Consider the following 19,810-nt stretch of genomic DNA (forward strand, 5'->3'; position numbering starts at 1 on the left):
CCATCTTGTCCGTGCCAGCCAAGCCGGTGGCGCGCACAGCCACGCCTGCGGCGGCCCGCACCGCTACGGTTGAGACCATCGACGGGCGAGGGGCCGGCCAACGAACGGTGCCCGCGCCCCGACGCATCACCCCGCTCCTCTCCATCCTCCGGCCGCGCCGGAAAAGGGATTCCGCTCCATGGCCATCGTTCGACCCGACACCGACCAGCTGCAGGCGCTCGCCGCCGGCCTGCACATGCGCCTGACCCCGGCGCAGGCGGGGGACTACCTGGCGCTCATGCAACCCAGCTTCGAGGCCTACGACCTGATCGATGCGCTGCCCGACGAAGTGCCCGAGGTGCGCTACCCGCGCGCGGCCGGCCACCGTCCCGCCGCGGCAGACAACCCGTACAACGCCTGGTACTACCGCACCGAGATCAAGGGCGCCGCCGAGGGCCCGCTAGCCGGCCGTAGCGTCGTCCTCAAGGACAACGTCGCCGTCGCCGGCGTGCCGATGATGAACGGCGCCGCCTCGCTGGAAGGCTTCGTTCCGGCCTTCGACGCCACCGTGGTCACGCGCCTGCTGGACGCCGGCGCCACCGTGCTGGGCAAGGCCACCTGCGAACACTTCTGCCTGTCCGGTTCCAGCCACACCTCCGAGCCGGCGCCGGTGCACAACCCGCGCCGTCACGGCTACATCGCCGGCGGTTCCTCATCCGGCAGTGCCGCACTGGTGGCGGCCGGCGAGGTGGACCTGGCGATCGGCGGCGACCAGGGCGGCTCGATCCGCATTCCCTCCGCGTTCTGTGGCACCTACGGCATGAAGCCCACCCACGGCCTGGTGCCCTACACCGGCATCATGCCGATCGAGGCCACGATCGACCACGCCGGCCCGATCACTGCCAACGTGCGCGACAACGCGCTGATGCTGGAAGTCATCGCCGGCGCCGATGGGCTCGACCCCCGCCAGTACGCGCCGCCGGTGACGGCCTACACCCAGCGCCTGGACCGCGGCGTGGCCGGCCTGCGCATCGGCGTCCTCGCCGAAGGCTTCCGGCTGCCCAACCTCGACCCCCGGGTGGACGACGCGGTGCGCCAGGCCATTGCCCGCCTGGAGTCGCTCGGCGCGGCAATCGAGGATGTCTCGGTACCCGAACACACCCTGGCCGGCGCGCTGTGGTCGCCGATCGGCTGCGAAGGGCTGACCGTGCAGATGATGCATGGCAACGGCATGGGCTTTAACTGGAAGGGCCAGTACGACGTCGGCCTGCTGGACAAGCACGCCGGCTGGCGCGACCAGGCCGACGGGCTGTCCGCCTCGCTCAAGCTCTGCATGTTCGTCGGCCAGTGGGGGCTGGAGCGCTACCAGGGCCGCTATTACGCCAAGGCGCAGAACATCGCCCGCCGCGCGCGTGCCGGCTACGACCGGGCGCTGGCGCGCTACGACCTGCTGGTGATGCCGACGCTGCCGATCGTCGCCCAACCGCTGCCGGCGCCCGACTGTTCGCTGGCCGACTACATCGGCCGCGCGTTCGAGATGATCGGCAACACGACCCCGTTCGACGTCACCGGCCATCCCGCCCTGTCCATTCCCTGCGGCCAGGCCGACGGGCTGCCCGTCGGCCTGATGCTGGTGGGCCGCCACCACGACGAAGGCACCGTCTACCAGGCCGCCGCGGCGTTCGAGGCCGCGGTGGACTGGCAGACGCTGTGAGCCGATGCCGATCACGTTCCAGGAGGCTGTGAGATGACCCATACCCACGATCACGATCACGACCATGACCACACCGAACCACCGGAAGACGTCGCCCTGCGCGTCAAGGCGCTGGAATCGCTGCTGGTGGACAAGGGCCTGGTGGACCCCCCGGCGCTGGAAGCGCTGATCGAGACCTACGAGCATCGGATCGGCCCGCGCAACGGCGCCCGGGTGGTGGCGCGAGCCTGGGCCGATCCGGATTACCGCCAGCGGCTGCTGGTGGATGCCACCGCGGCCATCGCCGAGCTGGGCTTTTCCGGCGTACAGGGCGAGGACATGGTGGTGGTGGAGAACACGCCGGCGGTGCACAACGTAACGGTGTGCACCCTGTGCTCCTGCTATCCGTGGCCGACCCTGGGCCTGCCACCGGCCTGGTACAAGTCCGCGGCCTACCGCTCGCGCGTGGTGATCGACCCGCGCAGCGTGCTGGCCGAGTTCGGCCTGGAGATCGCCGCCGAGCGCGAAGTGCGGGTCTGGGACAGCAGCGCCGAGCTGCGCTACCTGGTCCTGCCCGAGCGGCCTGCCGGCACCGAGGGCTGGACCGAAGAACGCCTGGCCACCCTGGTCACCCGCGATTCGATGATCGGCACCGGCATCCCCGCCGGCCCGGAGACCACCGCATGAAAAGGAGCACGCACGCATGAACGGTATCCACGACCTGGGAGGCGGCCACGGCTTTGGCCCGGTGCCCATCGAGCATGACGAGCCGTACTTCCACCACGCCTGGGAGCGGCAGATCTTCCCGCTGTTCGCCGCGTTGTTCGCCGGCGGGCACTTCAATGTCGACGAGTTCCGCCACGCCATCGAGCGCATGGACCCGGCGCACTATCTGCAGTCCAGCTACTACGAGCACTGGCTGCACGCCTTCGAGACCCTGCTGGTGGAAAAGGGCACGCTCACGCCCGCCGAGCTGTGTGGCCGCGCCGGCCCGGTGCTGCCCGCCCCTGCGCCCACCGTGCTGACCGCAGCGAACGTGGAGCCGGTGGTCCGGACCGGCGCGTCGGCCCGCGTCGAGCATGCCGTGGCCGCCCGTTTCAGGGTAGGCGACCGGGTGCGCGCGAAGAACCTCAACCCGACCACGCATATCCGCCTGCCCCGCTACGTGCGCGGCAAGACCGGGCGCATCGCCCTTCACCACGGCGTGTTCGCCACCCCCGACGCAATGGCCCACGGCCAGGGCGAACAACCGCAGCACGTCTACAGCGTGCACTTCACCGCGCAGGAACTGTGGGGCGCAGCCCGCCCGGACACGCTGCGCATCGACCTGTGGGACAGCTACCTGGAGGCGGCATGAGCACGATCCCCACCCCCGACAGCGGGCCCGGCCTGCCGCGGGATGACGTCGAACCGGTCTTCGACACGCCCTGGCAGGCCCAGGCGTTTTCCCTGATCGTGCAACTGCACCGGGCCGGGCGGTTCGCCTGGCGGGACTGGGTGCAGGTCTTCAGCGAGCAGATCCGCACCGCCCCCGCGCAGCCCGGCGAGAGCGCGAACGACGCGTATTACCGGCAGTGGGTGGCCGCAATGGAGCGCATGGTCGGCGGGCTCGGCCTGGCCGGCAAGCACGACATCGACCAACGCGCCGCGCAGTGGCGGCAGGCCTACCTCAACACGCCGCACGGGCATCCGGTGGCGCTGGCGCACGCCGACTGCCCCCCCGCGCACGCGCACCCGCACCGGCCGCAACGCACACCGGTGGCCACCAGTCCGGCATGCCGGCCCTGAAGCCGGCGCGCTCCGGCTTCTCCATCGATCCCGTCCTGCCCCAACGCCAACGGAGACTTCCCATGCACATCGAACCCGGACTCGTGGACGCCACCAAGCTCTGGCTGGGCCACGCCACCGCCACCGCCACCGGCGTGGCGACCCTCGCCCTGGCAGCGCAGGGACTGCGCGACAGCGGCCCGCTGCGCCTGGCCACCCGCGTGCTGGCGGTTGCCGCGTTGGTGCTGTGCCTGTTCGAACTGCTTCCGCACCCGGCGGTGGGCGTCTCGGAAGTCCATTTCATCTTCGGCTCGACCCTGTTCCTGCTGTTCGGGGCCGCGCCGGCGGCCCTCGGGCTGGCGCTGGGCCTGCTGGTCCAGGGCCTGCTGTTCGCGCCGCAGGACCTGCCGCAGTACGGCATGAACCTGACCACCCTGGTGGCGCCGCTGCTGGCGGTGTCGGTGCTGGCGCGGCACATCGTTCCGGCGCACACCCGGTACGCCGACGTGGGCTATCGCCAGGCCCTGGCGCTGTCGGCGGCTTACCAGGCCGGCATTGTCGCGTGGGTGGCATTCTGGGCGTTCTACGGGCGTGGACTCGCGGCCGGGAACGGCGCCGCGGTCGTGTCCTTCGGCGGCGCCTATGCGATGGTGCTGCTGCTGGAACCCCTGCTGGACCTTGCCGTACTCGCCCTGGCCAGGCAGGCCGGTCGCGCCGGCGACGGCCTGCTGCTCCAGCGCCGGCTGCACCAGCCTGCCCGGGCCATCGCACCCGTGTCGTGAGCGGCCCTGGCGCGCACTGCGCCGGGATCGCCCGGCGGCCGGGTCAGGGTTTCACGCCATCGTCCGCGGCTGCCGCCTCCACCACGCCCGGCACCGGCGTGGCCGCAGGGAAGCTCGCACGCAGCGCGTCCACGCCCTGTTGCGGCCTGGCCAGGGCGGTGAGGTCCTGGCGGTCGGCGCGGCGCTGGGCGGTGCTGTAGGTGGCGGCGCGGTCGCGGCGGGCGATCAGCGCCGGGTCGGCCTCGCCGTCGCGGTTGAACGACCACGCCAGCATCGGCTCGCCCAGCGGCAGCGCATCGCCCGGCGCCACCCCGTCGGCCGAGTGCCAGGTGTGCCAGGTCTTGCCGTAGCTGTTCATTTTGCCGCGCATCAGCTGTTTCTCGGCGGCCAGCGGCAGGTTGGGGGCCGACAGCTGGCCGGTCAGGATCTCGCCGTTGTGCGGGTGCCAGTAACGGCGTTCGGCCGCGGGCAGCTTCAGGAACTGCGCCTCGGAGATGATGTACTCCACGCCGGTGAGGTTGGCCTGCGTGCCGTCGCCGTCGAACAGCGCGCACTGCGCGAAGTCCTCGTTGACCTGCCGGCAGAAGTGGTGCGCTTCCATCTGCCGGTGCGGATCGTCCTTCATCGGGTGGAACCCCACTAGATGGATGTCCATCCCGGCCAGCGGCGCAGTGCGCTGCAGTACCTGCGCGCCGACCTCCAGCGCCTGCGTGTGCGGCGTCTCCGCCCGGCCGGGCGGCGCCACCGCCGGTGCGGGGGACTGGCGCGAACACGCCAGCAGCGAAAACGAAAGAGCGATCAGGATCGACGTGCGCATGCGGGTGCTCCATGGTGGCGGGTGTGCAGACACCGGCAGTCCCCTCCACCGCTTCCGCAGACGGCAGCATTGGCCCGCGGTCGTCAATGCGGGGTTAAACCATGCAAGACAGCTGGGGCGTGGTCACACATCCCAAGCCCATCAACGACCAGGACGAAGCTGAGGAATTCGAGGAACATGACATCCAGCTTCTCGAAGCGAGAGAAAAGCCGGCGGTGGCCTTTCAAGCGTCGGAACAGCCTCTCCACTTCGTTGCGCCGCTTGTACATCTCCCGGTTGTATTCCCAAGGCTCGACCCGATTGGATTTCGGCGGGACCACCGGCACGAAGCCAAGATCGAGCGCCAACTGGCGGGTGTCGTTGCCTTCGTGAGCACGGTCCATCAACGAATGAATCGGCCGCTCCACTGGCCCCAGACGTTCAAGCAACGTGCGGCCTGCCGGTGCGTCATGCGCGTTGCCAGGCGTCAATCCGAAGGTGATGGCTGTTCGAGCATCTGCGGCAAGCCCGATGAATTTTAGAGCGGCCAACAAAACGACTGCGGCCGCCAGGCGGGCGCGGTCGGTGCTCGGAATCGGCATGGACCACTCTTGAATCTTACCCTCCGGTTCTGAGCGCGCCGCCCGCACTCACCTGACCACCGCTCGCTAAGTGTTGTCAGCCGCTCCAAGATCCAGCCATCACCATCCAGCTACCGTTCCGTCGGATCGCGGGTCGCTTGCCCCGCTGATCACACCGTCCACTTCGCGTACCAACGCGCCTGCGTGCCCCATCACCGGGGTATATGCGGGCGACAACTCCACCGCATGCCCGGCATCGCGCAATGCCTGCACCAGCGCCGGATCAAAGCGGTCTTCCAGCTTCAGTGACGTGCTGTCTTCGCCCCATGTGCGGCCGAGCAACCAGCGCGGTGCACTGATGGCCTGTTGCAGCGGCATGCCGAAACGCGCGTAGCGGGAGAAGATGGCGGCCTGGGTTTGTGGTTGGCCTTCGCCGCCCATGGTGCCGTAGGCCATGACGCGGCCATCGTCGAAGGTGGCCAGGGCCGGGTTGAGGGTGTGGAAGGGTTTGCGGCCCGGGGCGAGCGCGTTCCAGCCGTCGGGAGCGAGGCGGAAGCTGCAGCCACGGTTCTGCCAGGTGATGCCGGTACGCGGCAGCACCAGGCCGGAACCGAATTCGAAATAGGTGGACTGGATGCAGCTGACCGCGCGGCCGTGCGTGTCGATCGCGCCGAACCAGACGGTGTCGCCGGCCTGCGAGGGCTGCGGCCAGGGCAGTGCGCTGCGCATGTCGATACGTGCGGCGAGCGCGTCGAGTGCGGCGCTGTCGTCGAGTAGCGCCTGTGCGTCCAGCGTCATCCAGGCGGGGTCGCCGAGGTGTGCGTCGCGGATCAGAAAGGCGTGTTTGGTCGCTTCGATCAGGCCGTGGAGGTGCGCGTAGCTATCGGGGTGTTCGGCATGCAGGCGATCGAACAAAGCGAGAATCAACAGAGATGCCAATCCTTGCGTGGGCGGCGCGTGGTTGTAGAGGCGCGCGCCGTGGATGGCGACCGAGAGCGGCACGCTGGCTTGGGCATGATGGCTTGCGAGGTCGTGTGCGTTGAGCGGGCTGCCGAGCGCCTGCAGGTCGGCGGCGATGTCGTCGGCCAGTGCGCCGCGATAGAAACCGTCCAGGCCCTGGTCGGCCAGCCGCTGCAGGGTGCGTGCGAGTTGCGCTTGTTGCAAGAGTGCGCCTTCTTGCAGCGGCGCGCCGTGCGGTTCGAAGATGTCGGCGTAGGCGCCGGGTTGCGCGCGTAGTTCGGCACTCTTGCTGGCGGCGATGTGCGCACCGCCCAGCGTGACCGGCACGCCGGCGCTTGCGTGGTGGATGGCGTCCTGCAATACGCGCTGCAGCGACACGCTGCCGCCTGCGTGCTGCAGCGCGAGCGCCCAGCCGGAGACGGTGCCGGCGACGGTATTGGCCGCGCCCGGGCCGCGCCACGGAATGCTGGCGTGGCCGCGATAGAAGTCCAGGGTTGCGGCCTGGGCGGCGCGGCCGCAGGCGTCGATGGCGTGCACGCGGCCGTCCGGGTCGTGGATCAGCCAGAAGCCGTCGCCACCGATGCCGGTCATGTGCGGGTAGACCACGGCCAGACAGGCGGCGGTGGCGACGGCCGCTTCGATGGCGTTGCCGCCGTCGCGCAGGACATCGCGCCCGGCCTGCGCGGCAAGGTGGTGCGGGGCCACGACCATGCCGCGGCGTGCGCGCAAGGTATGCAGCATCAGCGTGTCTCCGCCGGTGGGCTGAAGGCGAGCAGCCCGTCGCGTTCGAGTTGCGCGGCGAGCGCGAACAGGCGGTCTTCGCGGCCGGGCGCGGCGATCAGCTGCACGCCCAGCGGTAGGCGGCCGGGGCGCGGCAACGGCGCGGCCAGCACCGGGCAGGCGGCCAGGCCGAGCGGCTGGGTGAAGACGCCTAAGTTGGCGCGTGCGGACACCGGCAGGCCATCGATCTGGATGGTGTCCTGGTCGATGCGTGGTGCCACGCACGGTGTGGCCGGCGCGATCAACACATCCACCGCGTCCCAGAGGCGTTGCATGGCGGTGCCAAACCACTGCGCGAAGCGATGCGCATCGGCCACTGCGCTGGCGGGCAGCTGCAGGCCGGCGAGCAGGCGGTCGCGGGTGGCCGGGTCGAACTGCTCGGCCTGCGTGCTCAGGCCGGCGCGATGGCGGTGGCCGCCCTCGGCAGCGGTGAGCACGAAGGCGGCGGCGCGGGCGCGCTGCGCGTCGGGCAGGTCGATGCTGGTGAGGCTGTTGCAGGCGGTCAGCAGCGTGCTGAGGCCGGCGTCCAGTTCGGGATCCAGGTTGCGCTGGAACCAGCCGCCCAGGCGCGCGATGCGCAAGCTGCCGGCGTTGCAGGACGCCAGCGGGCGACCAAGCATGACTTCATGGACACGGCGCAGATCGGCGATGGAGGTGGCGAACGGGCCGACCACATCCAGCGCATCGACGAAGCCGAACACGCCATCCAGCGGCAACGCGCCGTGCGTGGGGCGCAGGCCGTACACGCCGCACAGCGCGGCCGGGACGCGGATGGAGCCGTTGGTGTCCGAGCCCAGCGCGAACGGCACCAGCCCGGCGGCCACCGCGGCGGCCGAGCCGCCCGACGAGCCACCGGCCAGATGCCGGTGATCGTGCGGGTTGGCGGTGGTGCCGTAGTGCGCGTTGACGGTGGCGAAGCCGTAGGCGAATTCGTCCATGTTGGCGGTGCCCACCAGCACCGCGCCGGCGTCGCTCAGCCGTTGCACCACGGCCGCGTCGCGGCCGGCGGGCGCGCACTGCGCGCGCACGACGGCGCCGGCGGTGGTGACCTGGCCGGCGACGTCGAACAGATCCTTGACCACGAACGGCACGCCGGCCAACGCACCGCCGTCGCTGCCACCGGCCAGCGCGGCCTGCACGCGCGCGGCGTCGGCGGCGGCGCGTGCGGGCAGCAGGCGGGTGATCGCGCGCAGGCTGTCGTTGGCCTGATGGATGCGCGTCAGCGTCTGGGTGGCATGGCGTGCGGCCAGCGTGGGCTGGCTGCGGGTGGTGCTGACGATGGAGGCGATCAGCCCGCGCGGGGTGGTGGTGTCCGGCGCGGCGGGATGCGGGGCGTTGAAGCTGGCGAGCAGCTGCGCGTGGCCGCGCAGCACCTCGGTATTGTGATCGATGCCGGCCTGCCACTGCGCTGGGAGTTGCATGGGGTCACCTTGTTGGGAGCTGGGATTCGTTATTCGGGATTTGGGAGTCGGGATTCGATGTCGCGGCCTGCGGGTGGTGCGAATGCGCCGCTGCTGAACCGGCTAGTGGGCTGCGGCGGACCTGGCAGGATGCACAGACGCGTCAAGTGAGCTGCGGTTGGTGCTACGACCAAGGTGGATGACAGGCGCGGCGTTTCAGCATTGCCAGTCAATCGCCATGGCTCGGGGGCGCAGCCTCATCCGCGCCTTGGGCATCTTCTCCCGAGGGGAGACGGGGGAGCGGCACCCCGACTGCTGGCGGTTGCGGCGCAGTGAGGTGATCGATCAACAACTGCTCGAACGCCGGTACGTCCACCGCGTGCACCACGGTCTGCGCCTGCTCGCCCAGCCCCGGCTGGTACCCCGGTGCCCACGACAGGATGTCGCCGTAGCCGGCATCGAAGGCGGTGTTGGTATCGACGTAGAGCGTCTCGGTCCGTGTCGCCAGCTCGGGGCGCAGCCATACCGCGGTGGCCAGCTCGTCCCACAGCGGAAGACCCGGTTCGCGGCGCCGCAAGGCATGGCCGATGCTGGTATCGGCCGCGCTCATGCGCGCCAGCAGGTCGGGCGTGAGTTCGGTCGCTGTCGACGGATCCACCGGCACCATGGTGATCTTGCGCCAGGGCGCGCGCATGACGATGCTGGCCGCTTCCGGATCCCAGCGGATATTGAATTCGCGGCGTGGCGAGTTGACGAACTCGCGTGCGAACTGCTGCGCGCTGACGCTGTTGCGTTGCTGCCGCGGGTTGAGGCTGCCGCCCATGTAGACCAGCTCGCGTGCCAGCGTGGCGAAGGCCGGATCCAGCGATTGCGCGAGTGCCAGGTTGGTCAACGGGCCTGTGGCAATGATGCTCACCTCGCCCGGATACTGGCGCACCATGCGCAGCATAAATAACGCGGCCGGCTCGTCGCACGCGCGCACCACGCTGGGGTTGCCCAACGCCAACTCGGGCACCACGTCGTGCGCGTGATAACGCGGCGCGCTCTGCACGGTGTCGCCATCCACCCAGTGCTTGGTCCACGCACCTTTCCAGACCAGCTTGCCGTACAGCGCTTCCCAACGCTCGGTGGCGAGCTCGCTGTTGAGCAGCGGATGCACCGGGCCGGGTAGCACCGGAATCTGCGGCTGGCCGGCCAGTTCCAGCAGACGGCAGCTATGCGCCAGCACTTCGTCGCGCCAGATGTTGCCGCTGACCGCGCTGATGCCCAGCACCTCGACCTCGGGCGACTGCAACAGCAACAGCTGTGCAGGCGTGAAGCCATCGATGTCGTCTTCGAGAATGACGCGGCGTCTGGATGAGGTGGGGTGCGGGTCGGTCATTGCGCTTTGGTCAGGGAGGGAAGGGAATGCATTGCAGCGGAAGTCGCATTTGTAGGAGCGTGCCTGCGCGCGACAGGGCGTTACCGGGAAAGCCCGTTCGCGCTCGGGCGCGCTCCTACATGCAACAGCGTGCGCTCGTATTGGGCCAGGTCGGTTTCCAGCTGCCATTGCAGCCGTGCCTTCTCGCTGCCCTGGCGGAATGCCCGACAGGCAGCATCATCGGTGTCGCGCTGCAATGCGGTGGCGCAGGCCTGCGCAGCTTTACCGTCGGTATCCCACAGGCTGGCGCCCGGCAGGAAGCTGTAGGTCAGGCCGTTGCGGGCCAGCTGCTTGAGCGTGGGGTAATCGAGGCCTTGTTCCTGCATCGCGCGTTGATATTCGTGGGTCATGTCCGCGCGGGAGACGCCGGCATCGTCGGTGGACAGCACCACCGGTACACCGGCGCGCAGATACATCGCCAGCGGATGTGCGGGGCCTTTGATGCCGAGGATCACATCGTTGCTGGTGAGGTTGATCTCCACCGCGACCTGCTGGCGGCGCATGCGCTGCAGCAGCCCATCGGCGTCGTCTTCATAAGGCAAGTCCACGCCATGACCGATGCGGCGTGCCCCGGCGTCCACCGCCTGGCGGATATGCGAGCGCAGTTGTGCCGGCGGCACCAGACCCAATGCCAGCTCGCCGGCATGCAGGGACAGCGGCACAGCGGGATAGCGCGCGGCGAAGAAGCGGAACATCGCCATATGCCGCGCGTAATCGGCCAGCGCCACCGGGTTGTCTTCGGGCGCGACGATGTTCAACGCCACCGCGTGGCTGCCACCGGCGGCGATCAGCGCATGCGCCAGCGCCATCTGCCCGAACACCATCGGCTGCGGCAACACGCGCAGCACATAAGGCACGTACCGATACGTCACCTGGCAGCCGGGACGCGCCGTGGGCTGGTCGCATTGCAGCACGCGGCGCACCTGCGCATCGGTGTCGGCAAGCGCGCGTTGTGCGGCCTGCACCAGCGGCGGCAAGGCATCCTGCAAGGCGCGCAGGTTGGCCGCGTCGTCGTCGCCCTTCCAGGGCAGGGACTGCATCTGTTTTGCCGCCTGATCCATCTGCGGCGGGTTGGCGATGATTTCCACATAGGGCACGCGGTCGCGTGCGGCCTGTTCCAGCACTGCGGCCACGGTGTCGGCAACGTGCGCGCGCACCACCGCGTCGAACTTGCCGAAGGTGCTGAAGAACTGATCGTGTCCGGTGGGCTGCGACTGGCTGGGCAGGAACTTGCGCATCGACAAGGCATCCACCACCCGGTCATACAGCGCGGCATTGCGCGTCGCCAGGTCGCGTGCGGGCTCCTGGTCCTTTCCGCACGGCGGTGCGCGCAGGCTCAGGTCGTCCAGTTGCACGCAGGCGCCATCTTCGCTGGCCCACTGCAGGTAATCCTCGGCATACACCGAGCCGGACAGATGGTTGTGCAGGTCGCCGCCCTTGGGCATGGCCTGCAGCCAGGCGCGCAATTGCGCAGGTTGCGCGGCCGCGTCGTGAAACAGCTGCGCCACCTGCTGCTCGCGTTGTTGCGCAGGCGCCTGCGCCGGGCGTGCGAGCGTCATGCCCGGTAACAAGGTGCACAAGCTGAGGATCAGACAGCGATAACGATGTGGCATGTGGTGAGCTCTGAGAATGAGACAGCACGTGGCGCTGCCGGTTGCGGTGCAGCTTGCCGCGCGACGCGGTGGGTGACCAGGGGGCAGGAGATGAAATAGCTGCGGCGACTCGCTCACTCCAAGGCATAGCGCAGCACGAACAGGCCGGCAATCGCCCAGGTGGCCGGATGCACGGCGCGCCAGCGGCCGCTGCCCAGCTTGAGTGCCGCATAGGTGATGAAGCCGAAGGCAAGGCCGGTGGCGATGGAATAGGTGAGCGGCATGGCCAGCATGCAGATCGCAGCCGGTAGCGCGTCGCCGACATCGTCCCACTGGATCTGCGTGCACTCGCGCAGCATCACCGATGCCAGGTAGATCAGCGCTGGTGCGGTGGCATACGCCGGCACCATCGCCGCCAATGGCGAGAACAGCAGCGCCAGCAGAAACAGCGCTGCCACCACCAGCGCGGTGAGCCCGGTACGCCCACCCACCTGTACACCGGCAGCGCTTTCCACGTATGCGGTGGTGCTGGAAGTGCCAAGCAGCGAGCCGGCCAGGATGGCGGTGCTGTCGGCGAGCAGGGCGCGGTCGAACTGGCGACGGTGCGCCTGTGTGTGCAACAGGCCGGCGCGCTGGGCCACGCCCATCAAGGTGCCGGTGGCATCGAACATTTCCACCAGCACGAACACCAGCACCACGTGCAGGACGGCGGTCAGTGCGCCGCTGCCACCATGGCCTTGCAAGGCGCCGGCAATATCCAGCTGCAGCAGCGTAGGCGCCAGGCTCGGCGGCAGCGACAGCACGCCCTGATAGTGCACCAGACCCAGCGCCAGCGCAGCGACGGTGACCGCCAGGATGCCCAGCAACATCGCCCCGCGCACGCGGCGCACCTCCAGTACGCCGATCAGCAGCAGCCCAGCCAACGCAAGCAATGGCTCGGGCCGATGCAAGTCGCCCAGGGTCACCAGCGTCTGCGGATGCGCCACCACCAGCCCGGCTTTTTGCAAGCCGATCAACGCCAGGAACAGGCCGATGCCCGCTGCAATCGCACTGCGCAAGGTGGGTGGGATGCCATCCACCAGCCAGCGTCGCGCGCCGGTGACGCTGAGCAGCAGGAACACGCAGCCGGACACGAACACCAGCCCCAGCGTCTGCTGCCAGCTGTAACCCAGCGTGCCCACCACAGAGAAAGCGAAAAACGCATTCAAGCCCATGCCCGGTGCCATGCCGATGGGATAGTTGGCCAGCACGCCCATCAACAGCGAGCCAAGCGCGGCGGCCAGACAGGTCGCCACGAACACCGCGCCGTGGTCCATGCCGGTGGTGGCCAGGATGTCGGGGTTGACGAAGACGATGTAGGCCATCGTCAGGAAGGTGGTGGCACCGGCCAGGACCTCGGTACGCACGCTGCTGCCATTGTCGGACAGCGCAAATCCGGGCCAGCGCATCAGCGTGCGCCCCGGCACGGGCGGGCGAAGGCGATCACACAAACAACCATCGGCAGGCATCTCATCGGCACAGAGGGGCACGCGCGATTGAGGTGGACGCGCGCGGGCCAAATATCTTGCACTGTGCGACGGCGGTTGCCACGGACCCTTCGCACGGATTGCGCTGCAAGTGCAATGCGTGTTGCGCGGTGTAATGGCATAACCGCAGGCTTTGTCTGTATCTGCGCCGGCGGCGCCTTGTGCACCCATCGATCAAACCGTGAAAGAAGATGCGGGGCTCACGTCCGTCCACAGGTGTCGTGCGACGTTGGCCGCCGCTTCGCGCTGCAGCGTGACCGGCGTCAGCCACCTGCGCGCCCGCTGTCGTCCTGTCTGCGCAGGCGCACGACATACGGAGCGCTCAAAGATCCAGCACCAGCCGCGGCGAGCGGCTACGCGAACAACACAGCGTGATCTGGGTATTGGCGGCGTGCGCGCTGTCGCTGAGCACACTGTCGCGGTGATCCGGCGTCCCGGCAATCACGCCGGTCAGGCAGGCGCCGCACATGCCTTGCTCGCAGGACAGCGGCACCTCGATGCCGGCATCCAGCAGGGCGCTGGCGATGCTGCAGTCGGCCGGCACCTGCACCACGCGACCGCTGGCGGCCAGCTCCACTTCGAAGGCGCTGTCGGCATCGTGGGCCAGGCTGGGTGCGGCGGCGGCGAAGTGTTCGCGGTGCAGTCGCTCCGCGGTCCAGCCATGCGCGTCGGCAAGCAGCGTGAAGTGGTCCATGAAGGCGGCCGGTCCGCACAGGTACAGCTGGTCGTGCGCACGCGCCTGTGCCAGTTCGTCCGGCACATGCACGCGTGGGCTTTCGCCGCCGTCGCTCAGGTGCACCTGCACCTGGCCATGCGTGAAGCCCTGCTGCAGCCGCTGCCCGAACGCCACATCGGCGTGCCGGCGTGCGTAGTAATGCAGCACGAAGGGTTCGCCGCGCGCTTCCAGCGCTTCGGCCATCGACAGCAGCGGGGTGATGCCGATGCCGGCGGCCAGTAAGACGTGGCGCTCGCCCGGATGCAGGGGAAACAGGTTGCGTGGTGTGGAGATGCGCAGGCGGTCGCCGGTGCTCAGCTGCTCGCACAGGTGCCGCGAGCCGCCGCGCGAGGCATCGGCCAGTTTCACGCACAGCAGATAGTGGTCGCGCACATGCGGTGCGCTGGCGATCGAATACTGGCGGATCATGCCGTCTGGCAGGTGCAGGTCCACGTGCGCGCCGGCCTCGAAGGCCGGCAATTCCGCGCCGACCGGCTCCAGCCGGATCGCGCGCTGGCGATGGCCCTGGTCGACGACCTCGGCAACGCGGACCTCGTGCAACTGCATGGCGTGCTCCTTGGCGGTCAGCGCAGGAAGAAGTCGCTATAGCCCTGGCTGCGCAGGCCACGGCGATAGGCGATGGAACTGCGGTCGGCCGGGATATGCACTTCCAGCAGCGGGTCCAGCGGCAGGTATTCGGGGCGCTGCGCCTCGACCATCGCGCGGTCTTCCTCGAATACGCGCAGGTTGAAGGCGTGCACGTCCTCCACTGGCAGATGGGTGTCGAAATTGCGCGCGATCGGCACCAGCAGGCGCGTCTTGTGCTTGGACACCGGGCTGGCCGCGTTCATGATCACCAGCCGCTTGCCCGGTACCGGGAAATGGATGGTGAGGGTGGCGGTGAACGGCAGGTGCACCTCGAAATGGCGCAGCCATTGGAAGTTGGGGTCCACGTCCGGCAGCGGCATGTCCACCGAATAATTGGCCACCGAGCTCAGATAGTCGGCATTGAAGCCGGTCGGCGTTTCGGTGGTGGTGTAGGCCGGCACCTCGCGCTTGTCCGGCTGGGCGAAGGTCGCGGTGTGCACGAAGGCGAAATGCGCCACGTCGATGAAGCCTTCCAGCTGGCGCGCAGCACTGCCGCCGATATCGAAGGCCGGGCAGACGATCTGCTGAAAACCTTCCTCGTCCCAGCCGGGCATCGGCGGGATCTGCACCTCGGCCGCGCTGACGCCGGCCGGTTTGGTCAGGCACACCCAGATCAACCCGTAGCGCTCGGCCGCCGCGTAGGTGTGCAGACGCATCTTGGCCGGAATGTTCTGATTGGGACTGGCGGGGATATGGTTGCAGCGCCCGCCCGCGCCGAAGCGCAGCCCATGGTAGGCGCAGACCACGCCGCCGCCATCGGCGGTGCCCATGCTCAGCGGCACGCCACGGTGCGGGCAGACATCGCGCGCGGCCACCAGCTCCTCGCCCAGCCGGTACAGCACCAGCGGCTCGTCCAGCAGGGTGGCCTTGAATGGCGCCTCGCCCACCTCGCTGCTCAGCGCCACCGCGTGCCAGTGCTGGGCCAGGCGCTGCCAGTCGGCGGCGGCGAAGGTGCAGTGCAGCGGCAGGGCGGGGACGGCGACATCCATGGGTCCAGTCTCTGGCGGAGGGCGGGAGCGGTGCCGGATTGACTCTAGGAAGCCGGGGGTGTGTTATCAAACATCGATTTTCAGCCAAGCCATTGCAAAAAATGCAACGCCAACCGAGCCCCGCCGCATGCTGACCTTTTCCCGCTTCACCCGTTACTTCATCGAAGTGGCCCGCTGCGGCAGCATCCGCAAGGCCTCCGACGTGCTGCACGTGTCGGCCTCGGCGATCGACCGGCAGATCCTCAAGGCCGAAGAAGAGCTGGGCGCGCAGTTGTTCGAGCGCCTGCCCGGCCGGTTGCGGCTGACCGCCGCCGGTGAGCTGCTGCTGGTGGACGTGCGCGGCTGGGAGAAGGCCTACGCGCGCACGCTGGAGCGCTTCGACGAGCTCAAGGGACTGCGCCGCGGGCATGTGGAGATCGCCATGATCGACGCGCTCAGCGAGGGCGTGGTGCCGGCGGCGGTGGCGGCGCTGGTGCAGGAGTACCCCGGCATCACCTTCAACCTGTCCACCGCGCGCAACCAGCGGGTGATGGAAATGGTGACCTCGGCCGATGTGGACATCGGCCTGCTGCTGGACCCGGTGAGCAGCGTGGACCTGGAGGTGCGCGCATTTGCCGACATCCCGTTGGGGATTGCGATGCCGGTCGGCCACCCGCTCAGCACCCGCACCGAGCTGCAGCTGAGCGAGACGCTGGAGCATCGCCTGCTGCTGCCGGCCGCCCCGTTGATCGTCGGCGAGCACGCCAAGGTGCTGTACCAACGCCAGCACATCGACGTGAAGCGGCTGACGCATTGCAACGATGTGCGCACCCTACGCGGGCTGGTGCGTGCCGGTGCCGGCGTGGGCCTGATGTCCTGGCTGGACGCGGCACCGGATGTGGCCGACGGCCGGCTGGCGTTCGTGCCGTTCCGCCGCCACCTGACCAAGCCGATGACGCTGGCGGTGTGCGTGGCCCCGCAGCGGCAACTCTCGCGCTCGGCGCAACTGGCGATCCAGGCACTGGCGGCGAAGATCGATGCGATGGTGGTGCCGGTGGTGGGGTGAGTGTGCTGCGCAAGCGGCCCTCACCCCTGCCCCTCTCCCGCGGGCGGGAGAGGGGAAAGGCCGTGCGTTCGTGCAGGCCGATGGCATGCAGGTACTGCCATTCGCATGCAGGTACCGCCGATACACGCAGCTGGCGCCGTGCGTTTCCCTTCTCCCGCCTGCGGAAGAAGGTGCCCGCAGGGTGGATGGGGGCATACCGGTACTGCCATTCGCATGCAGGTACGCCGATAACACGCAGTTGACGCCGTGTGTCTCCCTTCTCCCGCCTGCGGGAGAAGGTGCCCGCAGGGCGGATGAGGGCAACGTCCACCCAGTACAATTACATCTGCTCTTTCAGGCGGCACCCGTAGCATGCAGTTGATCGATATCGGCGCCAACCTGACCCACGACTCCTTCGACCGCGACCGCGACGCAGTGCTGCAACGTGCACGCGAGGCGGGCGTTGCGCAGCTGGTGATCACCGGCGCCAGCCGCGAGCATTCGCCGCTTGCACTTCAGCTGGCCCAGCAGCACCCCGGATTCCTCTACGCCACCGCCGGTGTGCACCCGCACCACGCAGTGGAATTCACCGTCGAATGCGAGGCCGAAATGCGCACGCTGCACGCGCATCCGCAGGTGGTGGCAGTGGGTGAATGCGGGCTGGATTATTTCCGCGATTTCGCCCCGCGCCCGGCCCAGCACAAGGCCTTCGAGCGCCAGCTGCAAGTGGCTGCCGATAACGGCAAGCCCCTGTTCCTGCACCAACGCGAGGCGCACGACGATTTCATGTCGATCATGCGCAGCTTCGATGGCCGGCTCGGCCCGGCCGTGGTGCATTGCTTCACCGGCACACGCGAAGAACTGTTCGACTACCTGGACCGCGATTACTACATCGGCATCACCGGCTGGCTGTGCGATGAGCGCCGCGGCGTGCATCTGCGCGAGCTGGTGCGCAACATCCCGGCCAACCGGTTGATGATCGAAACCGATGCACCCTACCTGCTGCCGCGCACGCTCAAGCCGATGCCCAAGGACCGCCGCAACGAGCCGATGTTCCTGTCGCATATCGTGGAAGAACTCGCGCGCGATCGTGGCGAGGACGTGGCGCTGACCGCGGCCAACAGCACGGCGGCCGCGCGGGCATTTTTCCGTCTGCCCGCGCCTGCAGCCGCGGCATGACGTGTGCGGCGTGGGCGATCACGCCGCCAGCAACTCCCAGCCCTGCGCATCGCGCAGGCGCAGCCCCGGTTGCGGTGCATCCACGCTGACCCGTACACCACTGGCCCACGGCAACTGCCGTTGCTGCGGAAACCAGCGCCGCGCCTGATCGACGACGATCAACAGGCCATCATCGTCGCCCAGCGCGGCAAAGCCTTCGACCGTCGGCGCAAACGGGCGCACGCCGAAGTGATGGGCGACGCTGCTGGTCACCGCCGCGACATCGTTGCTGGGTAATCCGATTTCGCTGACACACAGCAACTCTTCGCCGTGAAACGCACCGTCGCCGGTGACCACGTCCTGCAGCGCCCGACGCGCGATCAACTCGAGTACCGCGCCATCGGGGCCGGCGAAATACACCGAGTGCGATTGCCATACGCCGTCCAGTTGGAACTGCCGACGGCCGTGTGGATCGGCAAGCAGGTTGCTGCGTGCGCCGATCCATTGCGCAGCGGCGTCGAAGCGCGACGGCGCCACGTTGAACGCCAGATGCACGCTGCCCACCGGCTGCTGTGTCTGCACGCATTCCAGGGTGCTCCAGCCGATGCGAACGCTGTTGCCGTGTTGCGGCAGCTTCAGCACGTCGCGATAGAAGCGCAGGCTGATGTCGGGATCGAGGCAGGGCAACAACAGATGGCGAAGATGCATGGCAGGCGCACGTGGTGGAAGGAGCAGGCATTGAACGACCTCAACCGCGGTTGAGGTCAAGCCATGTGTTCGGATTCGGCAGGGCACTTGCGCGCGCTGGCAACGGGCATGATGTCTGCAGCGGAGGCCTTCGCCGCGACGAGGCCGCCACGCAAGCATCGCGGGCATGTGCGCTTCCACACGACCAACGGCTTCTGGTGTGGCTGACAGGGTGCGTTGATCAGACCTCGGCTCAAAAAGACAGCGCCATCGCTGGTTGCGGGCAAAGCAATCCAACATCTTTCAGCTTGTTGGCAGGTAGGAGCGCACTCGTGCGCGAGGGCGTTACCGGGACAGCCACATCGCGCACGAGTGCGCTCCTACAGCAACCGTGGTGCCGTCGGCTCAAGATCACCCTCGCTCAAAGCACTTCCGCCAGCGCCCACAGATGCCGCACCAACGGCGCGGTGTCCAATGCGCCTGGCGCTACCGCCAGGGCGAGCCGGGCCAGCGGCATCTGCCCTTCGATATCCAGATAGCGCACGCCGGGCAGCTGCAGCTGCGCGGTGGAGGCCGGCACCACCGACACGCCCAGTTCGGCGGCGACCAGATTGACGATGGACGACATCTGCGGCGCCTCCTGGGTGATGCGCAGGGTCACGCCGGATTGCCGGCAGGCGGCGAGGATCTCGTCGTACAGGCTGGAACCGAAGCTGCGCGGGAACAGGATGAACGGCTCGCCCGCCAGCGCCGCCAGTGGCGCGCTGTTGCGTTCGGCCAGACGATGCGCGGTCGGCACGGCGATCTTCATCGGTTCGTCGGCAAAGCGCAGCAGTTGCAGGTCGGGCGGCGTGCTCAGGCCGTAGCGCACGAAGGCCGCGTCCAGGCGGCCATCGGCCAGGGCCACCAGCAGTCCGGCGGTGTTGGTTTCTTCCAGCAACAGCTCGACCTGCGGCCATTGCCGGCGAAAGTCGCGGATCAGGTGCGGCACCACCGGGTTGAACGCGGCCGAGGCGGTGAAGCCCAGGCGCAGCCGGCCGGATTCGCCACGCGCCACCCGCCGTGCGGTTTCCGCGGCGCGCTCCACATCGGCAAGCACGCGGCGCACCTCGACCAGGAAGGCCTCGCCGGCCGGGGTCAGCTCGGCGCCGCTGTGGGTGCGCCGGAACAGCGGGGTGTCCAGATCGCGCTCCAGCGCCTGGATCTGCTGGCTCAAAGGCGGCTGGCCGATGCCGACCCGTGCCGCAGCGCGGGTGAAGTTGCCCTCCTCGGCGACGGCCAGGAAGTAGCGCAAATGGCGAAGTTCCATGCTA

The 19,810-nt window shown here is 68.7% G+C and carries 17 protein-coding genes, 1 other RNA gene and 1 pseudogene; 8 read left to right on the forward strand and 11 right to left on the reverse strand.

The genetic code is table 11. The annotated features are described in order from the left end of the window. The first annotated feature begins 178 nt into the window (after nt 1-178). From XaplCFBP3123_RS12625 to XaplCFBP3123_RS12645, 5 genes are all read left to right on the forward strand, one after another. Complete coding sequence (locus tag XaplCFBP3123_RS12625; RefSeq protein ID WP_104534360.1) at nt 179-1,693, forward strand: amidase; 1,515 nt, start codon at nt 179-181, stop codon at nt 1,691-1,693. Between the two features lie 33 nt (nt 1,694-1,726). Next, complete coding sequence (nthA, locus tag XaplCFBP3123_RS12630) at nt 1,727-2,359, forward strand: nitrile hydratase subunit alpha (RefSeq protein WP_104534361.1); 633 nt, start codon at nt 1,727-1,729, stop codon at nt 2,357-2,359. A gap of 16 nt (nt 2,360-2,375) precedes the next feature. Beyond that, nucleotides 2,376-3,029 (forward strand): nitrile hydratase subunit beta, encoded by a 654-nt coding sequence (gene nthB / locus XaplCFBP3123_RS12635; RefSeq protein ID WP_104534362.1) that lies wholly within the window; start codon nt 2,376-2,378, stop codon nt 3,027-3,029. Next, nucleotides 3,026-3,460, forward strand: coding sequence for a nitrile hydratase accessory protein (locus XaplCFBP3123_RS12640; RefSeq protein ID WP_104534363.1), 435 nt, complete (start codon nt 3,026-3,028; stop codon nt 3,458-3,460). The genes nthB and XaplCFBP3123_RS12640 overlap by 4 nt, the downstream gene beginning before the upstream one ends. Nucleotides 3,461-3,522: 62 nt before the next feature. Next, entirely contained in the window at nt 3,523-4,221 is a 699-nt protein-coding gene (locus XaplCFBP3123_RS12645) for an energy-coupling factor ABC transporter permease (protein ID WP_104534364.1), read from the forward strand. A 43-nt stretch (nt 4,222-4,264) separates the two neighbouring features. Here XaplCFBP3123_RS12645 and XaplCFBP3123_RS12650 read toward each other — a convergent pair whose 3' ends face one another. Together XaplCFBP3123_RS12650 and XaplCFBP3123_RS12655 are read right to left on the reverse strand one after the other, a co-directional pair. Beyond that, entirely contained in the window at nt 4,265-5,038 is a 774-nt protein-coding gene (locus XaplCFBP3123_RS12650) for an OBAP family protein (RefSeq protein ID WP_104534365.1), read from the reverse strand. An 83-nt stretch (nt 5,039-5,121) separates the two neighbouring features. Next, a pseudogene (locus tag XaplCFBP3123_RS12655) lies at nt 5,122-5,584 on the reverse strand (transposase); the annotation flags it as partial. Nucleotides 5,585-5,637: 53 nt separating this feature from the next. On the opposite strand from XaplCFBP3123_RS12655, the gene XaplCFBP3123_RS12660 reads away from it, so the two are divergent. Beyond that, a non-coding RNA gene (locus XaplCFBP3123_RS12660) (sX9 sRNA) lies at nt 5,638-5,701 on the forward strand. Nucleotides 5,702-5,718: 17 nt separating this feature from the next. On the opposite strand, the gene ggt is transcribed toward XaplCFBP3123_RS12660, so the two are convergent. The 7 genes from ggt to XaplCFBP3123_RS12695 form a co-directional block, all read right to left on the reverse strand. After that, nucleotides 5,719-7,299 (reverse strand): gamma-glutamyltransferase, encoded by a 1,581-nt coding sequence (gene ggt, locus XaplCFBP3123_RS12665; protein WP_104534366.1) that lies wholly within the window; start codon nt 7,297-7,299, stop codon nt 5,719-5,721. Continuing rightward, nucleotides 7,299-8,759, reverse strand: a complete 1,461-nt coding sequence (locus tag XaplCFBP3123_RS12670) for an AtzE family amidohydrolase (RefSeq protein WP_104534367.1) — start codon at nt 8,757-8,759, stop codon at nt 7,299-7,301. The genes ggt and XaplCFBP3123_RS12670 overlap by 1 nt, the downstream gene beginning before the upstream one ends. Before the next feature lie 208 nt (nt 8,760-8,967). Continuing rightward, on the reverse strand, nt 8,968-10,119 hold the full coding sequence (locus tag XaplCFBP3123_RS12675; protein ID WP_104534368.1) for a nucleoside hydrolase: 1,152 nt from the start codon (nt 10,117-10,119) through the stop codon (nt 8,968-8,970). A gap of 80 nt (nt 10,120-10,199) precedes the next feature. Then, nucleotides 10,200-11,771 carry an adenosine deaminase family protein gene (locus tag XaplCFBP3123_RS12680; RefSeq protein WP_104534369.1) on the reverse strand — a complete coding sequence of 524 codons (1,572 nt, stop codon included), beginning with the start codon at nt 11,769-11,771 and terminating at the stop codon, nt 10,200-10,202. A 113-nt stretch (nt 11,772-11,884) separates the two neighbouring features. Further along, complete coding sequence (locus tag XaplCFBP3123_RS12685; protein WP_104534370.1) at nt 11,885-13,198, reverse strand: NCS2 family permease; 1,314 nt, start codon at nt 13,196-13,198, stop codon at nt 11,885-11,887. 400 nt (nt 13,199-13,598) lie between these two features. Next, entirely contained in the window at nt 13,599-14,558 is a 960-nt protein-coding gene (locus tag XaplCFBP3123_RS12690; RefSeq protein ID WP_172453245.1) for a PDR/VanB family oxidoreductase, read from the reverse strand. Nucleotides 14,559-14,575: 17 nt separating this feature from the next. Next, nucleotides 14,576-15,628 (reverse strand): aromatic ring-hydroxylating oxygenase subunit alpha, encoded by a 1,053-nt coding sequence (locus XaplCFBP3123_RS12695; protein WP_104534372.1) that lies wholly within the window; start codon nt 15,626-15,628, stop codon nt 14,576-14,578. 127 nt (nt 15,629-15,755) lie between these two features. On the opposite strand from XaplCFBP3123_RS12695, the gene XaplCFBP3123_RS12700 reads away from it, so the two are divergent. Then, entirely contained in the window at nt 15,756-16,673 is a 918-nt protein-coding gene (locus tag XaplCFBP3123_RS12700) for a LysR family transcriptional regulator (RefSeq protein ID WP_104534373.1), read from the forward strand. A gap of 351 nt (nt 16,674-17,024) precedes the next feature. Continuing rightward, nucleotides 17,025-17,831, forward strand: a complete 807-nt coding sequence (locus tag XaplCFBP3123_RS12705) for a TatD family hydrolase (protein ID WP_104534374.1) — start codon at nt 17,025-17,027, stop codon at nt 17,829-17,831. An 18-nt stretch (nt 17,832-17,849) separates the two neighbouring features. Here the strand turns inward: XaplCFBP3123_RS12705 and XaplCFBP3123_RS12710 are convergent, their stop codons facing one another. After that, the gene (locus XaplCFBP3123_RS12710; protein WP_104534375.1) at nt 17,850-18,518 is read right to left on the reverse strand and encodes a VOC family protein; all 669 of its coding nucleotides are present in this window, start codon (nt 18,516-18,518) and stop codon (nt 17,850-17,852) included. A 400-nt stretch (nt 18,519-18,918) separates the two neighbouring features. After that, a complete protein-coding gene (locus XaplCFBP3123_RS12715) occupies nt 18,919-19,806 on the reverse strand; it encodes a LysR family transcriptional regulator (RefSeq protein WP_104534376.1) in 888 nt (295 codons plus the stop codon). Between the last annotated feature and the right edge of the window lie 4 nt (nt 19,807-19,810).

The sequence above is a fragment of the Xanthomonas arboricola pv. populi genome (assembly GCF_002939945.1).
Taxonomy (GTDB): domain Bacteria; phylum Pseudomonadota; class Gammaproteobacteria; order Xanthomonadales; family Xanthomonadaceae; genus Xanthomonas; species Xanthomonas arboricola_A.

Excerpts from the sequence above, each read along its gene's own strand:
- XaplCFBP3123_RS12625 (WP_104534360.1), top strand. The coding sequence starts at position 179 with ATGGCCATCGTTCGACCCGACACCGACCAGCTGCAGGCGCTCGCCGCC.
- nthA (WP_104534361.1), top strand. The coding sequence starts at position 1,727 with ATGACCCATACCCACGATCACGATCACGACCATGACCACACCGAACCA.
- nthB (WP_104534362.1), top strand. The coding sequence starts at position 2,376 with ATGAACGGTATCCACGACCTGGGAGGCGGCCACGGCTTTGGCCCGGTG.
- XaplCFBP3123_RS12640 (WP_104534363.1), top strand. The coding sequence starts at position 3,026 with ATGAGCACGATCCCCACCCCCGACAGCGGGCCCGGCCTGCCGCGGGAT.
- XaplCFBP3123_RS12645 (WP_104534364.1), top strand. The coding sequence starts at position 3,523 with ATGCACATCGAACCCGGACTCGTGGACGCCACCAAGCTCTGGCTGGGC.
- XaplCFBP3123_RS12650 (WP_104534365.1), bottom strand. The coding sequence starts at position 5,038 with ATGCGCACGTCGATCCTGATCGCTCTTTCGTTTTCGCTGCTGGCGTGT.
- ggt (WP_104534366.1), bottom strand. The coding sequence starts at position 7,299 with ATGCTGCATACCTTGCGCGCACGCCGCGGCATGGTCGTGGCCCCGCAC.
- XaplCFBP3123_RS12670 (WP_104534367.1), bottom strand. The coding sequence starts at position 8,759 with ATGCAACTCCCAGCGCAGTGGCAGGCCGGCATCGATCACAATACCGAG.
- XaplCFBP3123_RS12675 (WP_104534368.1), bottom strand. The coding sequence starts at position 10,119 with ATGACCGACCCGCACCCCACCTCATCCAGACGCCGCGTCATTCTCGAA.
- XaplCFBP3123_RS12680 (WP_104534369.1), bottom strand. The coding sequence starts at position 11,771 with ATGCCACATCGTTATCGCTGTCTGATCCTCAGCTTGTGCACCTTGTTA.
- XaplCFBP3123_RS12685 (WP_104534370.1), bottom strand. The coding sequence starts at position 13,198 with ATGCGCTGGCCCGGATTTGCGCTGTCCGACAATGGCAGCAGCGTGCGT.
- XaplCFBP3123_RS12690 (WP_172453245.1), bottom strand. The coding sequence starts at position 14,558 with ATGCAGTTGCACGAGGTCCGCGTTGCCGAGGTCGTCGACCAGGGCCAT.
- XaplCFBP3123_RS12695 (WP_104534372.1), bottom strand. The coding sequence starts at position 15,628 with ATGGATGTCGCCGTCCCCGCCCTGCCGCTGCACTGCACCTTCGCCGCC.
- XaplCFBP3123_RS12700 (WP_104534373.1), top strand. The coding sequence starts at position 15,756 with ATGCTGACCTTTTCCCGCTTCACCCGTTACTTCATCGAAGTGGCCCGC.
- XaplCFBP3123_RS12705 (WP_104534374.1), top strand. The coding sequence starts at position 17,025 with ATGCAGTTGATCGATATCGGCGCCAACCTGACCCACGACTCCTTCGAC.
- XaplCFBP3123_RS12710 (WP_104534375.1), bottom strand. The coding sequence starts at position 18,518 with ATGCATCTTCGCCATCTGTTGTTGCCCTGCCTCGATCCCGACATCAGC.
- XaplCFBP3123_RS12715 (WP_104534376.1), bottom strand. The coding sequence starts at position 19,806 with ATGGAACTTCGCCATTTGCGCTACTTCCTGGCCGTCGCCGAGGAGGGC.